The organism is Pseudomonas sp. SA195 (genome assembly GCF_054131565.1).
Genome location: NZ_CP096392.1, coordinates 3,063,638 through 3,077,197 on the forward strand (window position 1 = coordinate 3,063,638; position 13,560 = coordinate 3,077,197).

Here is a 13,560-nt window from a genome sequence, read left to right on the forward strand (position 1 = left end):
ACCGGCTGCATCAGGCCACGCCGGGCGGGATCATGTCCTTGCCGTAGTCGCGTAGTTTTTCCAGATTCTCAGGCTTCATGTGTTCCGGAATGTCCGCCTGGTTGGTGTTATCCCGCGTGTCCCGCGGCGGCCTCTCAGGCTTGCGCTCGGATTCGTTCATTCTGCACCTCCGTCAAATCGCATGTTCTTCCCAGATCAGCTCCCCGGTGTCGCTAACCTCGCGCACCTTGGTCAGCGCCGCCTCGGCTGCGACATCGGCCTCTGAAGCGAGGTCGTAGCGACGCCCGTTGGCAACCCGGAAAACCTGCGTGTTTTCGTCGCTGCCGCGTCGTTTCACTGCAATGACCGCCTCGAAGGCCTCCTCGACGGGAACCGCCGACGAAATCGCTTCGTAGTGTTCAAAATGCTTGCGTGCCATGGAGACTCCTCGTCGTAGCGATGGTCTCTTGTGGACAACGCGAGACGGGCAAATGATCGCCGCGGCCGCGTTGCATTCGCTGAACCGTCGTCGCGCCAGCGACTCAATCGAGGACAGCCAGAGGAGATCCACGCTATGCAGATGACCGAGCATTACAGCGCCAGCGCCCCGACACGCGCGGAGGTCGATGCCTTGGACGGACTCACCCTGCTCGAATTCGGCACCGACTGGTGCGGGCATTGCCGAGCAGCCCAGGCACCCTTGGCGCGCGCGCTGTCCGAACATGACCTGCGTCACCTCAAGATCGAGGACGGCCCGGGTCGCGCGCTTGGCCGATCCTTTCGGGTCAAGCTGTGGCCGACGTTGATTCTGATGCGCCAGGGTGAGGAACTAGGCCGCGTAGTGCGCCCTACCAGCGAGCAACCCATCGAGGCCCTGCTCAACTCGGACAGGACTGGATAGCCACCCGCTTACGGGCGGCAGGCTTCGTCCTGGCATGGCATAATCCGCGGCCCAGCCTGGCCGGAGTAGACGGAGCCCAGTTATGCCTGATTCGAAAAATGCGTTGTGCCTGTACGGCATCAAGGCGTGCGACACCATGAAAAAGGCCCGCACCTGGCTCGATGCGCACGGACTGGAGTACCAGTTCCATGATTACAAGAGCGCCGGCATCGACCGCGCCCATCTGCAGGCCTGGTGCGACGAGCACGGCTGGCAGACCCTCCTCAACCGTGCCGGCACCACGTTCCGCAAGCTGGACGACGCGCAGAAGGCCGATCTTGACCAGGCCAAGGCGATCGAGCTGATGCTGGCCCAGCCGTCGATGATCAAGCGCCCGGTGCTCGATCTCGGTGACAGGACGCTGGTTGGTTTCAAGCCTGACATCTACGCCGCCGAAGTCGCGGCCAAGCACTAAACACCCGCTCGCCCGCGAGCGCGATGACATAAGGATTTCCCATGAGCACCTCCCTTTTCAGCCTGGCGTTCGGCGTCGGCACCCAGAACCGCCAGGGCAACTGGCTGGAAGTCTTCTACGCACAACCGCTGCTGAAACCAGCCGGAGAGCTGGTTGACGCCGTCGCCCCACTGCTCGGCTACGAGGGCGGCAATCAGGCGATAACGATCACCACTGCGCAGGCCGCGCAGCTGGCCGACGCGCTGAAGTCGATCGATCCCGTCCAGCACGCCCTGCTGACCCGCCTGGCCGAAAGCCAACGCCCGCTGGTGGCGACGCTGCTGGCCGACGACAGCGCGCTGACCTCCACACCCGAGGCCTACCTCAAGCTGCACCTGATTTCTCATCGCCTGGTCAAGCCGCACGGCGTGAGCCTGGCCGGCATCTTCCCGCTGCTGCCAAACGTCGCCTGGACCAACCAGGGCGCCGTTGACCTGGCCGAGCTCGCGGAGCGTCAGCTCGAAGCCCGCCTGAAGGGTTACCTGCTGGAAGTCGTCTCGGTCGACAAGTTTCCGAAGATGACGGACTACGTTGTCCCCGCCGGCGTACGCATCGCCGACAGCGCACGGATTCGCCTGGGCGCATACGTGGGAGAAGGCACCACCGTAATGCACGAGGGTTTCATCAACTTCAACGCCGGCACCGAAGGCCCGGGCATGATCGAAGGTCGCGTTTCGGCGGGCGTTTTCGTCGGCAAAGGCTCGGACCTCGGCGGCGGCTGCTCGACCATGGGCACCCTGTCTGGCGGCGGCAACATCGTGATCTCGGTCGGCGAAGGCTGCCTGATCGGCGCCAACGCCGGCATCGGCATTCCGCTGGGCGACCGCAACACCGTCGAATCCGGCCTGTATGTCACCGCTGGCACCAAGGTCAACCTGCTCGATGAGCAAGGTGAGCTGGTCAAAGTCGTCAAAGCACGCGAATTGGCTGGCCAGAGCGACCTGCTGTTCCGCCGCAATTCCCAGACCGGCGCGGTCGAGTGCAAGACGCACAAGTCCGCAATCGAGCTGAACGAGGCGCTGCACGCGCACAACTAAGCAGAAAGACCGATCGAAGCGCTGGAGGCCAGCTGGACGCATGGGCGTTAGCCCGTCCCGCCTCCGGCCGCTTCGGGGCACAGAGCCAAAGGACGAAAACAATGTCGCTTGTCTCCCCCTGGCGTGCCGACTTCCCTGCCCTGGCCGTACTCGAAACCCAGGGCCAGACCTATCTCGACAGTGCCGCAACCTCCCAGAAGCCGCAGGCGCTGATCGATGCCCTCACCGGCTATTACACCTGCGGCACCGCCAACGTGCACCGTGCCCAGCACCAGCCCGCCGAGCGCGCCACCCGAGCCTTCGAAGACGCACGAATCAAGGTCGCGCACTGGCTGAACGCTGCCTGCCCGACTGAGATCGTCTTCACCCGTGGCGCTACCGAGGCCTTGAACCTGCTCGCCTACGGTCTCGAACATCTGATCGAACCGGGTGACGAGATCGTCGTTAGTGCGCTCGAGCATCACGCCAACCTGCTGCCCTGGCAGCAACTAGCGCGGCGCCGTGAAGCCAAGCTAGTGGTCCTGCCGCTCGATGCCCGCGGGCTGATCGACCTAAGCGCCGCGGCAGAACTGATCGGCCCGCGGACTCGCCTGCTAGCGGTAAGCCAGCTGTCCAACGTTCTGGGCGCCTGGCAGCCCCTGGCTGAGCTGCTACCCCTGGCCCGGAAACAAGGCGCGCTCAGCATCGTCGACGGTGCGCAAGGCGTCGTGCACGGGCGCCATGACATGCAGGCCCTGGACTGCGACTTCTACGTGCTTTCAAGCCACAAGCTGTACGGCCCGGAGGGTGTTGGCGCGCTCTATGGCCGCGGCGAATCGCTGCTCAAGCTCAAGCACTGGCAATTCGGCGGCGAAATGGTCCGTATCGCCGACTTCCACAGCGCCGACTTTCACAGCGCCCCGCTGGGTTTCGAGGCCGGCACCCCACCGATCGGCGGCGTGATCGGCCTGGGCGCCACGTTGGACTACCTGTCCCGGCTCAACGAGGCGCTGGTCAGCGGCCACGAACAGGCGCTGCACATGAAGCTGCTCGCCGGGCTCGCGGTCCGCGACGGGGTCCGTCTGCTAGGCGAGCCACGCATTGCCCTGGCCAGTTTCACTGTCGACGGGATTCACCATAGCGACCTCGCGCACTTGCTCACCGAACAAGGCATTGCCATTCGCAGCGGCACGCATTGCGCGCAACCGCTGCTGAAAAGCCTGGGCATCGAAGGGGCCATCCGTGTTTCCCTCGGGCTCTATAACGATGGCACCGACCTCGAGCGATTCTTCGGCGCATTGGACCAGGCTTTGGAGATGCTGCGATGAGCGAGCTGCCCCCCGCTGCGGCCCAAACGCTGCAACGCTTCGAACAAGCGGCGGGCTGGGAGCAGCGCGCACGGCTGCTGATGCAGCTAGGCGACCATCTCGAGCCGCTGGCCGACGATGAGCGAGACGACGCGCACCTCGTGGCCGGCTGCGAGAGCCGGCTCTGGCTGGCAGGCGAGCGCCACGAGAATGGCTGGCGATTCCGCGGGACCAGCGAGGCGCGGCTCCTACGCGGCCTGCTCGCTGCATTGCTGGTAAGGGTCAACGGCTTGAACACCAACGAATTGCAAGCACTGGACGCGGCCGAGTGGTTTGGCCAACTGGGCTTGTCGCGACAGCTGTCACCGTCTCGCGCCAACGGAATGAATGCAGTCATTGCGCGTATGCGCGCGTTGGCGGCGCAAGGCTGAGCTAGCCCTTCGCGCGCTCGGCTGGGCGACGCGCCCCCGCGACCAGCTTATCCACCGCTCGAGCAGCAGCCACCAAGCCAAAGCTGGCCGTAACCATCATCGCCGCGCCGAAACCACCGGTACAGTCCAACTTGACCCCCTCGCCGACGAAGCTCTTGCTCTGGCAGACGCCACCGTCGGGCTTCGGATAGCGCAGCTGCTCGGTCGAAAAAACGCAGGGCACGCTATAGGTGCGGCCAGGAGTGCGCGAAAAGTTGTACTCCCGCCGCAGCAAGGAGCGGACCTTGGCCGCGAGTGGATCGTTAAATGTCTTGTTCAGATCAGTGACCTGGATTTGCGTCGGGTCGACCTGGCCGCCGGCACCGCCGGTAGCAATGATCTGGATTTTGCGGCGTTTGCACCAGGCGATCAGCGCCGCCTTCGCCGGCACGCTGTCGATGCAGTCGATGACGCAGTCGAGTTGCTCGGTGATGTACTCGGCCATGGTGTCTCGGGTGACGAAGTCAGCGATGGCGTGCACGACGCACTTCGGGTTGATCGCCCGTATCCGCGCCGCCATCTCATCCACCTTTGGTTTGCCTACCGCGCCGTCAAGCGCATGCACCTGACGGTTGGTGTTGGTGATGCACACGTCATCGAGGTCGAACAGGCTGATTTCCCCGACACCGCTACGCGCCAGCGCCTCCGCCGCCCACGATCCGACCCCGCCGATGCCGACCACCGCGACATGCGCCGCAGCCAGTCGTTCGAGCCCTTCGGAGCCGTACAGGCGGGCAATGCCGCCGAAACGCTGATCGTCGATTGGCATCTCGATACCCCCGCTGAAAACAGCGCCGATTATAGGTGTGCAGGGCGCTGCAAAAACAGCTCGGCCGCCCACTGTACAGGCATTCGGGCCGAGAGTAGGATGCGCGCCAGCCGGCGTTCGCCGGACTTCCCGCTGTTCCTCCTCCTGGAACCTTCGCACCGATGTCAGCTCGCAAAATGGGTCTCAACCTAGTCATGGTCGTGGCCGTGGCTTCGCTGTTTACCGGCCTCTGGGCCTGGTTCAACCAACCGCAGGAAGCACCCGACTGGCCCGACCAGATCGCCGGCTATTCCTTTTCGCCGTTCCGCCTGCAGCAAGACCCGCAGGATGGCACCTACCCCAGCGAAGACGAGATCCGCGCCGATCTTGAACTCCTGACGAGCCAGACCGACAACATCCGCACCTATTCGGTGGACGATGTGCTCGGTGAAATCCCGCGCCTGGCGCAGGAAGCGGGGCTGCGTGTGACGCTCGGGATCTGGCTGAGCAACGACCTCGCGGCCAACGAGGCACAGATCGCGCGCGGTATCGAGATCGCCAAGCGCGAGCGCAGCGTAATCCGCGTCATTGTCGGCAACGAAGCGCTGTTCCGAGAGGAAGTCACGGTCGAGCAGATGATCGGCTACCTGGACCGTGTCCGCTCGGCCTTGAAGGTGCCGGTCACGACGGCCGAGCAGTGGCACATCTGGGAGAAGTACCCGGAGCTAGCCAAGCACGTCGATCTGGTGGCGGCCCACGTGCTGCCCTACTGGGAATTCGTGCCGCGCGAGGACTCGGTCACCTTCGTGCTCGACCGCGCGCGTGAGCTGAAGAAAGCCTTCCCGAAAAAACCGCTGCTGCTGGCGGAAGTGGGCTGGCCGAGCAACGGCCGTACCCGTGGCGGCGCCGTCGCGGACCAGGCCGAGCAAGCTTTGTACCTGCGCGAACTGGTCAATGCGCTCAACGCCAACGGCTACGCTTATTTCGTTATCGAGGCTTTCGATCAGCCTTGGAAAGCGGGTGAAGAAGGCGCGGTGGGCGCCTATTGGGGGGTGTTCAACGCCGAGCGCCAGCCCAAGTTCCCGCTGACCGGCCCGGTCGTGGAAATTCCTCAATGGCATCTGCTGGCCAGCGCATCTGGGGTTCTGGCCCTGCTGGCCCTGGCCCTATTGCTGATCGACGGCAGCGCGCTGCGCCAGCGTGGCCGAACCTTCCTGACGATGGTCGCCTTTGTCGTGGCCACGATGCTGGTCTGGATTGCCTATGACTTCAGCCAGCAATACAGCACCTGGTTCGGCATTACCGTTGGCGTGCTGCTGGCGCTCGGTGCGCTCGGTGTGATGATCGTGCTGCTCACCGAAGCACACGAGCTCGCCGAGACCGTCTGGAAACGGCAACGCGTACGCCCGTTCCTGCCGGTGACGGCGGATAGCAGCTACCGCCCGATGGTCTCTGTGCACGTGCCCTGCTACAACGAACCGCCTGAGATGGTGAAGCAGACGCTCAATGCGCTGGCCCGCCTGGATTACGCGCACTTCGAAGTGCTGGTGATCGACAACAACACCCGGGACCCGGCGATCTGGGAACCCGTGCAAGCTCACTGCGAGGTGCTCGGCGCGCGATTCCGCTTCTTCCACGTCGCGCCGCTGGCCGGTTTCAAGGGCGGCGCGCTGAACTACGCGATGCAGCACACCAGTCCAGACGCCGAGATCATCGCCGTCATCGACTCGGACTACTGCGTCAGCCCCAACTGGCTGAAGCAGATGGTGCCGCACTTCGCCGATCCGCGGATCGCTGTGGTGCAATCCCCACAGGACTACCGCGACGAGCACGAGTCACTGTTCAAGAAACTCTGCTACGCCGAATACAAGGGCTTCTTCCACATTGGCATGGTGACGCGCAACGACCGCGACGCGATCATCCAGCACGGCACCATGACCATGACGCGCAAGTCCGTACTGGATGAACTGAAGTGGGCCGAGTGGTGCATCACCGAAGACGCCGAACTGGGCCTGCGGGTGTTCCAGAAAGGCCTATCGGCCGCCTACTCGGAGCACAGCTTCGGCAAGGGCCTGATGCCCGACACCTTCATCGACTTTAAAAAGCAGCGGTTCCGCTGGGCCTACGGCGCCATGCAGATCTGCAAACATCACCTGGCCAGTCTGCTGCTGGGCCGCGGCAGCGACCTGACCCGCGGCCAGCGCTATCACTTCCTCGCCGGCTGGTTGCCCTGGGTGGCCGATGGGCTCAACGTGTTCTTCACGCTTGGCGCACTGCTCTGGTCCGCGGCGATGATCATCGTGCCCAACCGGGTCGACCCACCGCTGCTGATCTTCGCACTACCGCCGCTGGCGCTGTTCGTGTTCAAGCTTGGCAAGATCCTGTTCCTCTACCGTCGGGCCGTGGGCGTGAACATGCGCGACGCGATGTCCGCCGCCGTGGCGGGCCTTGCCTTGTCGCACACCATTGCCAAGGCCGTGCTGTTCGGGTTGGTGACACGCAGCATTCCCTTCTTCCGCACGCCCAAGCTGCGTAGCAGCCATGGCCTACTGGTCGCACTGGCCGAAGCGCGCGAGGAAGCCTTCGTGATGATCCTGCTGTGGGGCGCCGCGCTTGGCATTTGCCTCTCGCAAAAGCAGCCCGGTCTGGACGTAACCTTCTGGGTCGTCGTCTTGCTGGTTCAGTCGCTGCCCTACCTCGCAGCGTTGATCATGGCGCTGCTGTCTTCGCTGCCAAAGCCGAGTGCCGAGGCGCTGGGCGAACCCGCCGGGATGCAGTGATCCAGCCGGCTCCGCCGCCCAGGCGGAGCCGGCTCACATCGCAAAAGCCGTCGCCGGATGATTTGCTTTAGAATTGCGGCCTTTCCCCTTCCCTGTCCGGAGCCGTGATGACCGCCGCTGCCCTCACCCCTACTCTCGAATTGGCCTGCGAGCTGATCAATCGGCCTTCGGTGACACCGGTGGATGAGGGCTGCCAACAATTGATGGGCGCGCGCCTAGCCGCGTGCGGCTTTCAGGTTGAGCCAATGCGGATCGAGGACGTCGACAATTTCTGGGCGATTCGCGGCAGCGAAGGTCCAGTGCTCTGCTTTGCCGGGCATACCGACGTGGTGCCGACCGGCCCCGAGCAGGCCTGGCAGACGCCTCCATTCACCGCCCGCATCGACGAAGCCGGCATGCTGCGTGGGCGTGGCGCGGCGGACATGAAGGGCAGCCTGGCAGCCATGATCGTAGCGGTCGAACGCTTCACCGCCAGCCACCCGGACCACAAGGGCCAGATTGCATTTCTCATCACCAGCGACGAAGAAGGCCCGGCGCATCACGGCACCAAAGCCGTCGTGGAACGCTTGCGCGCGCGCGGCCAGCGGCTGGACTGGTGCATCGTTGGCGAGCCATCGAGCACGGCGCTGGTCGGAGATATAGTCAAGAACGGCCGGCGCGGCTCACTCGGAGGCACGCTCACGGTTCGCGGGCAGCAGGGGCACGTGGCCTATCCGCACCTGGCGCGGAACCCCATTCACCTGGCGGCGCCGGCGCTCGCCGAACTGGCGGCCGAGCACTGGGATGACGGCAATGCGTTCTTCCCGCCAACCAGCTTCCAGATTTCAAACCTAAACGCTGGCACCGGCGCGACGAACGTCATTCCCGGTACGCTCGAGGCGGTGTTCAACTTCCGTTTTTCCACCGAGTCGACCGTGGATGGGCTCAAGCAGCGCACCGCCGCCATCCTCGACAAGCACGGCCTGGACTGGAGCGTCGATTGGGCCCTGTCGGGCCTGCCGTTCCTGACCGAGCCCGGCGAGCTGCTGGATGGTGTCGCCCGCGCTATCCGCAGCGTGACCGGCCGCGAAACGCAAGCTTCAACCAGCGGAGGCACGTCGGATGGCCGCTTCATCGCCACCCTGGGCACGCAGGTCGTCGAACTCGGCCCGGTCAATGCCACCATTCACCAGGTTGACGAACATGTGCTGGCCAGCGACCTCGACCTGCTCACCGACATCTACTACCAGACCCTGGTCAACCTGCTCGCATGCTGACTTGCCCGCTCTGCCAGGCGCCGCTCGGCGCCGTTGAAAACGGTGTGGCCTGCCCGGCCAACCACCGGTTCGACCGCGCCCGCCAGGGCTATCTCAACCTGCTGCCCGTTCAACACAAAAACAGCCGCGACCCGGGCGATAACCAGGCCATGGTCGAGGCGCGGCGGCGCTTCCTCGAGGCCGGCCATTACGCGCCACTGGCGGCACGGCTGGCTGAACTGGCTGCCCAGCAGTCTCCCGCGCGATGGCTCGATATTGGCTGCGGTGAGGGCTACTACACCGCACAGCTCGCCGGGGCGCTGCCCGAGGCCGAAGGCTATGCGCTCGACATATCCCGGGAAGCCGTCAAGCGCGCTTGCAAACGCGCGCCGCAACTGGAGTGGCTGGTCGCAAGCATGGCGCGCGTACCGTTGACTGATTCGAGCTGCGACCTGCTCGCCAGCGTGTTCAGCCCGCTGGACTGGCACGAGGCGCGGCGACTGCTCGCGCCCGGTGGCGGGCTGCTGCGCATGGGCCCGACTCGAGAACACCTGTGGGAACTGCGCGAGCTGCTGTATGACGAAATACGTGATTACGATGACGAGAAGCACCTGTCGCTGATTCCTGAAGGCATGCGCCTCGCCCACAGCGAGACGCTGACCTACCGGATGCGGCTCGACGATCCCCAGGCCCGCGCCGACCTGCTGGCGATGACGCCACATGGCTGGCGAGCCAGCGCCGAACGCCGCGCCGCGGTGGTCGATGCGCCGTTGGAAGTCCGGGTTGCGATACGTTACGACTGGATTCAGCGCGAGCCGCGCTAACTCACACAAGGCAATCGCCCATGCGCCAACCCGATATCGAGATTTACCTCAGGGACGCCAGCCAGCAGGCGGTCAACGACTGGCTGACCAGCGCCCTGGGGCCCTGCTCGGCCTGGCAGCCGCGCGGCCAGACCTTCAAGTGCCGCGCCGGCGAGATACCCGTCACCTGGCTGCCCAACGCCGTTGGAAAATGGCATTGCCTGTTGCTGGAGAGCGACGCGACGCCCTGGGCCGACGACGTCGCCTGTGCCCATGCTGCGCATCAGGCGCTGGGCGTCGAGATACGCTGCGCACCTGGCGGGTGGAGCGAGGACGAAGCCGAGGATGACGCCGACCGTTGGGTCTGCGTTAGTGAAGAGGGTGAGCGCGAGATCATCTGGCGCACCGGCTGAGCGGGTGGAGCAGCCACAACCACAGGCATGAAAAAGGCCCGTCGTGCAGTGCATCGACGGGCCTTCTTTCCAGCGCGGGTTCAGAGCCCGGCGACATCCTCGGCCTGCAGGCCTTTCTGGCCTTGAATCACCGAGAACTCCACCTGCTGACCTTCAGCCAGAGAGCGGTGGCCTTGGCCACGAATCGCCTGGTAGTGCACAAACACATCCGGGCCACTCCCCCGCTGGATGAATCCATAACCCTTGGCATCGTTGAACCACTTGACGGTTCCGGTTTCGCGCTCAGCCATCCTACTTCTCCAACTCGCTTCTTATTATTCCCCGCACGGGGCGTGATCGTTCAGGCCCGAGCTGTCCCGGCCTGCCTGGCAATGTACCGGAGCAGCGATGACAGCCGTGTTTCAGGCCTGATGCCGGCTGAGTATAAACAGGAAAAATTCTCGTCTCCGAGTTTTTTTTGGCCGGCTGGCCAGGCGACTTAATTGGCATCCAGCCGCTTGCCGCATCGGCGGATCACCCGTCGCGACCCGCTATCGCGCCGCGCCCTGATATGCCGCCTCGATGGTTGCAATGCCGAGCTTACTCATGGTCATCATCGCCTCGAGACATGCCTGGCGGCCGGCTGGTTCAGGGCCTCCATCTACAGCCGCGGGATAAGATGCTTGCGCGCCATAGGGTTCGGCCGACCCAACCCACACGCGCCGCGCTGCGGCTGCCTGTGCCGAACCTACCCTCGACGGCAGATCACTCTGTCATCGGCGGGTACAAGCCCTTTTGCCCGTGCCGGGCTTGCGGCACACTTGCGCCCTTCGAGGGCCTGATCCCTTGCAGAGCGAAGCCCCTGTATGACCCGTTCGCCGATCCGCCGTTTGATCTTTTCCGTCGTGCGCCGCCTCCTGTACCTGTGGGTGCGCTCGGAGACCATCAACCAGTCCGCTTTCACCCTCAAGCTGGACCGCAGCCAGCCGGTGTTCTATGTCCTGCAGCGCGCCTCATTGAGTGATCTCGCGGTACTCGACCATGAATGCACCAAGGCGGGCCTGCCGCGTCCGGTGAGCGAAGTCGCGGTCGGCAATCACCTTGAACCCGCCGCCTTTATGTTTCTCAACCCGGCGGCCAGCTGGTTCGGCACACGCTCGCGCACCGTCACGCCTGAGCCGCTGATCCGCCTGGTCGGCGCGCTGGAACAGAACGCGGTGAACAACGCCCAGATCATCCCGGTCAGCGTCTTCTGGGGTCGCTCCCCGGATCGCGAAACCAGCGCCTGGAAATTGCTGTTCGCCGACAGCTGGGCCGTTACCGGGCGGCTGCGCAAGCTGCTCAGCATCCTGATGCTCGGACGCAAGACGCGTGTGCAGTTTTCCACGCCCATCCAGCTCAACGAGCTGGTCGCCCAAAACAAGGGACACGAGCGGACCCTGCGCATGGCCCATCGCATGCTGCGGGTGCATTTCCGTCACCAGAAAACAGCCGTGATCGGGCCAGACCTGTCGCACCGGCGAAACCTGGTGAAGGGTCTGGTGCATGCGCCCCAGGTCCGCCAAGCCATCCGCGACGAAGCCGAGCGCGAGGGCATTTCGATAGAAAAGGCCGAGGCGCGTGCGCTTCGCTACGGCAATGAAATCGCATCGGACTACGCCTACACCGCGGTGCGTTTCCTCGAAGTGGTCCTGTCGTGGTTCTGGAACAAGATTTATGACGGCATCCGGGTCAATCACCTGGAACCGCTGCAGGACGCGGTTCAAGGTCACGAGGTGATCTATGTGCCCTGCCATCGCAGCCATATCGACTACCTGCTGCTGTCCTACCTGCTGTTTCGCAACGGTTTGACGCCTCCGCACATCGCCGCCGGAATCAACCTCAACATGCCGGTGATCGGCAGCCTGCTGCGCCGCGGCGGCGCCTTTTTCATGCGGCGCTCGTTCAAGGGCAACCCGCTTTACACCTCGGTGTTCAACGAATACCTGCACACCCTGTTCAGCCGCGGTTTTCCGGTCGAGTACTTCGTCGAGGGCGGCCGTTCGCGCACCGGCCGCATGCTGCAACCGAAGACCGGCATGCTCGCGATCACGCTGCGCAGCTACCTGCGCTCGTCGCGGCTGCCGATATTGTTCGTGCCCGTCTACATCGGTTACGAACGCGTGCTGGAGGGGCGCACCTACCTGGGCGAACTGCGGGGTGCAGCGAAGAAGAAAGAATCGATCTTCGACATTTTCAAAGTGATCGGCGCGCTGAAGCAGCGTTTCGGACAGGTCTGGGTCAACTTCGGCGAGCCGCTGAAGCTCAACGAGTTCCTCGAACAGGAACAACCGGGATGGCGCCAGCAGAACCTGGCTCCCAGCTTCCGCCCGGAGTGGCTCAACGAAACGACCAACCGGCTGGCCGAACGCATCGCTCAGCGCCTCAACGAGGCGGCGGCGGTCAATCCGGTTAACCTCATGGCCCTGGCGATGCTCTCGACCAGCCGCCAGGCGCTCGACCGGCGCGCGCTGGCGCGCATCCTCGACCTCTACCAGAACCTACTGCGCGCCGTGCCCTACTCGCCGCATACCACCCTGCCGGAAGGCAACGGCGAAGCGCTGATCAGCTACGTCAAAGACCTGGACCTGCTGGCCGAACAGAAAGACGCGCTCGGCAACATTCTCTACCTGGACGAGCAGAATGCCGTCCTGATGACTTACTACCGCAACAATGTCATGCACATCTTTGCCCTGCCGGCGCTGCTTGCGAGCTTCTTCCAGAGCAGTTCGCGCATCAGCCGCGAGCAGATTCTGAGCTACACGGAGGCGCTGTATCCCTATCTGCGTGCCGAGCTGTTCATTCGCTGGGAACTCGAAGAGCTGGGTTCAGTGGTCGATCAGTGGCTCTACGCCTTTGTCGAACAAGGCCTGCTCAAGGTCGACGGTGACGTCTACACCCGGCCGGCGCCAAGCTCACGCCAGTTCGTATTGTTGACGCTGCTGGCGCGGGCGATCGTGCAGACACTGCAACGCTTCTACATGGCCATCTCGTTGTTGCTGAACAGCGGTCAGCACAGCCTCAACGCCGAGGAGCTGGAAACGCTCTGTACGGTCATGGCACAGCGCCTGTCGATCCTTCATGGATTGAATGCCCCGGAGTTTTTCGACAAGAGCCTGTTCCGCCACTTCATCAAAACACTGCTGGAACAGGACGTGCTGCGCCAGGACGCCAATGGCAAGCTCGGCTATCACGAGAAGCTCGGCGAATTGGCCGAGGGCGTCGCCAAACGCGTACTCCCCGCCGAGATCCGGTTGTCGATCCGTCAGGTGGCGCTGGAACCTCATCATGACGAGACCGACACTGCACCAGTTGCTTAGCCGCCGAACGCCATCGAGGCGGTTCGACTCTGAGCTGCTTTGATGAACACCACGGCGCTGGCTGGGCCAAATCACGC

General features: G+C 64.0%; 14 protein-coding genes. 10 read left to right on the forward strand and 4 right to left on the reverse strand.

Translation table 11 applies throughout. The features are described from left to right. Nucleotides 1-10: 10 nt before the first annotated feature. Both M1D78_RS14205 and M1D78_RS14210 read right to left on the reverse strand, forming a co-directional pair. Nucleotides 11-160 (reverse strand): hypothetical protein, encoded by a 150-nt coding sequence (locus tag M1D78_RS14205; RefSeq protein WP_437420637.1) that lies wholly within the window; start codon nucleotides 158-160, stop codon nucleotides 11-13. A gap of 12 nt (nucleotides 161-172) precedes the next feature. Beyond that, a complete protein-coding gene (locus tag M1D78_RS14210; RefSeq protein ID WP_437420638.1) occupies nucleotides 173-418 on the reverse strand; it encodes a hypothetical protein in 246 nt (81 codons plus the stop codon). A 135-nt stretch (nucleotides 419-553) separates the two neighbouring features. Here M1D78_RS14210 and M1D78_RS14215 point away from each other — a divergent pair, with 135 nt between their 5' ends. The 5 genes from M1D78_RS14215 to M1D78_RS14235 all read left to right on the forward strand — a co-directional run bounded on the left by M1D78_RS14215 (nucleotide 554) and on the right by M1D78_RS14235 (nucleotide 4,127). Beyond that, on the forward strand, nucleotides 554-880 hold the full coding sequence (locus M1D78_RS14215) for a thioredoxin family protein (protein ID WP_437420639.1): 327 nt from the start codon (nucleotides 554-556) through the stop codon (nucleotides 878-880). 82 nt (nucleotides 881-962) lie between these two features. Then, nucleotides 963-1,334 (forward strand): ArsC family reductase, encoded by a 372-nt coding sequence (locus tag M1D78_RS14220; RefSeq protein ID WP_437420640.1) that lies wholly within the window; start codon nucleotides 963-965, stop codon nucleotides 1,332-1,334. Nucleotides 1,335-1,375: 41 nt separating this feature from the next. Next, nucleotides 1,376-2,410: a 2,3,4,5-tetrahydropyridine-2,6-dicarboxylate N-succinyltransferase gene (gene dapD / locus M1D78_RS14225; protein WP_437420641.1), complete on the forward strand. Its 1,035-nt coding sequence runs from the start codon at nucleotides 1,376-1,378 to the stop codon at nucleotides 2,408-2,410. Nucleotides 2,411-2,511: 101 nt separating this feature from the next. After that, nucleotides 2,512-3,717, forward strand: a complete 1,206-nt coding sequence (locus tag M1D78_RS14230) for an aminotransferase class V-fold PLP-dependent enzyme (RefSeq protein ID WP_437420642.1) — start codon at nucleotides 2,512-2,514, stop codon at nucleotides 3,715-3,717. Beyond that, nucleotides 3,714-4,127, forward strand: a complete 414-nt coding sequence (locus M1D78_RS14235; protein WP_437420643.1) for a SufE family protein — start codon at nucleotides 3,714-3,716, stop codon at nucleotides 4,125-4,127. Before M1D78_RS14230 ends, M1D78_RS14235 begins: the two co-directional genes overlap by 4 nt. A gap of 1 nt (nucleotide 4,128) precedes the next feature. Here M1D78_RS14235 and tcdA read toward each other — a convergent pair whose 3' ends face one another. Continuing rightward, nucleotides 4,129-4,935, reverse strand: a complete 807-nt coding sequence (tcdA, locus tag M1D78_RS14240) for a tRNA cyclic N6-threonylcarbamoyladenosine(37) synthase TcdA (protein ID WP_437420644.1) — start codon at nucleotides 4,933-4,935, stop codon at nucleotides 4,129-4,131. Nucleotides 4,936-5,096: 161 nt separating this feature from the next. Here tcdA and M1D78_RS14245 point away from each other — a divergent pair, with 161 nt between their 5' ends. The 4 genes from M1D78_RS14245 (at nucleotide 5,097) to M1D78_RS14260 (ending at nucleotide 10,145) form a co-directional block, all read left to right on the forward strand. Further along, the gene (locus tag M1D78_RS14245) at nucleotides 5,097-7,694 is read left to right on the forward strand and encodes a glycosyltransferase (protein ID WP_437420645.1); all 2,598 of its coding nucleotides are present in this window, start codon (nucleotides 5,097-5,099) and stop codon (nucleotides 7,692-7,694) included. 107 nt (nucleotides 7,695-7,801) lie between these two features. Further along, nucleotides 7,802-8,950, forward strand: a complete 1,149-nt coding sequence (dapE, locus tag M1D78_RS14250) for a succinyl-diaminopimelate desuccinylase (RefSeq protein WP_437420646.1) — start codon at nucleotides 7,802-7,804, stop codon at nucleotides 8,948-8,950. Beyond that, nucleotides 8,944-9,753 carry a putative RNA methyltransferase gene (locus tag M1D78_RS14255; RefSeq protein ID WP_437420647.1) on the forward strand — a complete coding sequence of 270 codons (810 nt, stop codon included), beginning with the start codon at nucleotides 8,944-8,946 and terminating at the stop codon, nucleotides 9,751-9,753. The genes dapE and M1D78_RS14255 overlap by 7 nt, the downstream gene beginning before the upstream one ends. Before the next feature lie 20 nt (nucleotides 9,754-9,773). Beyond that, nucleotides 9,774-10,145: a hypothetical protein gene (locus M1D78_RS14260; protein WP_437420648.1), complete on the forward strand. Its 372-nt coding sequence runs from the start codon at nucleotides 9,774-9,776 to the stop codon at nucleotides 10,143-10,145. An 80-nt stretch (nucleotides 10,146-10,225) separates the two neighbouring features. Here the strand turns inward: M1D78_RS14260 and M1D78_RS14265 are convergent, their stop codons facing one another. Next, entirely contained in the window at nucleotides 10,226-10,435 is a 210-nt protein-coding gene (locus M1D78_RS14265) for a cold-shock protein (RefSeq protein ID WP_437420649.1), read from the reverse strand. A 555-nt stretch (nucleotides 10,436-10,990) separates the two neighbouring features. On the opposite strand from M1D78_RS14265, the gene plsB reads away from it, so the two are divergent. Then, nucleotides 10,991-13,483: a glycerol-3-phosphate 1-O-acyltransferase PlsB gene (plsB, locus tag M1D78_RS14270; RefSeq protein WP_437420650.1), complete on the forward strand. Its 2,493-nt coding sequence runs from the start codon at nucleotides 10,991-10,993 to the stop codon at nucleotides 13,481-13,483. Nucleotides 13,484-13,560 lie beyond the last annotated feature (77 nt).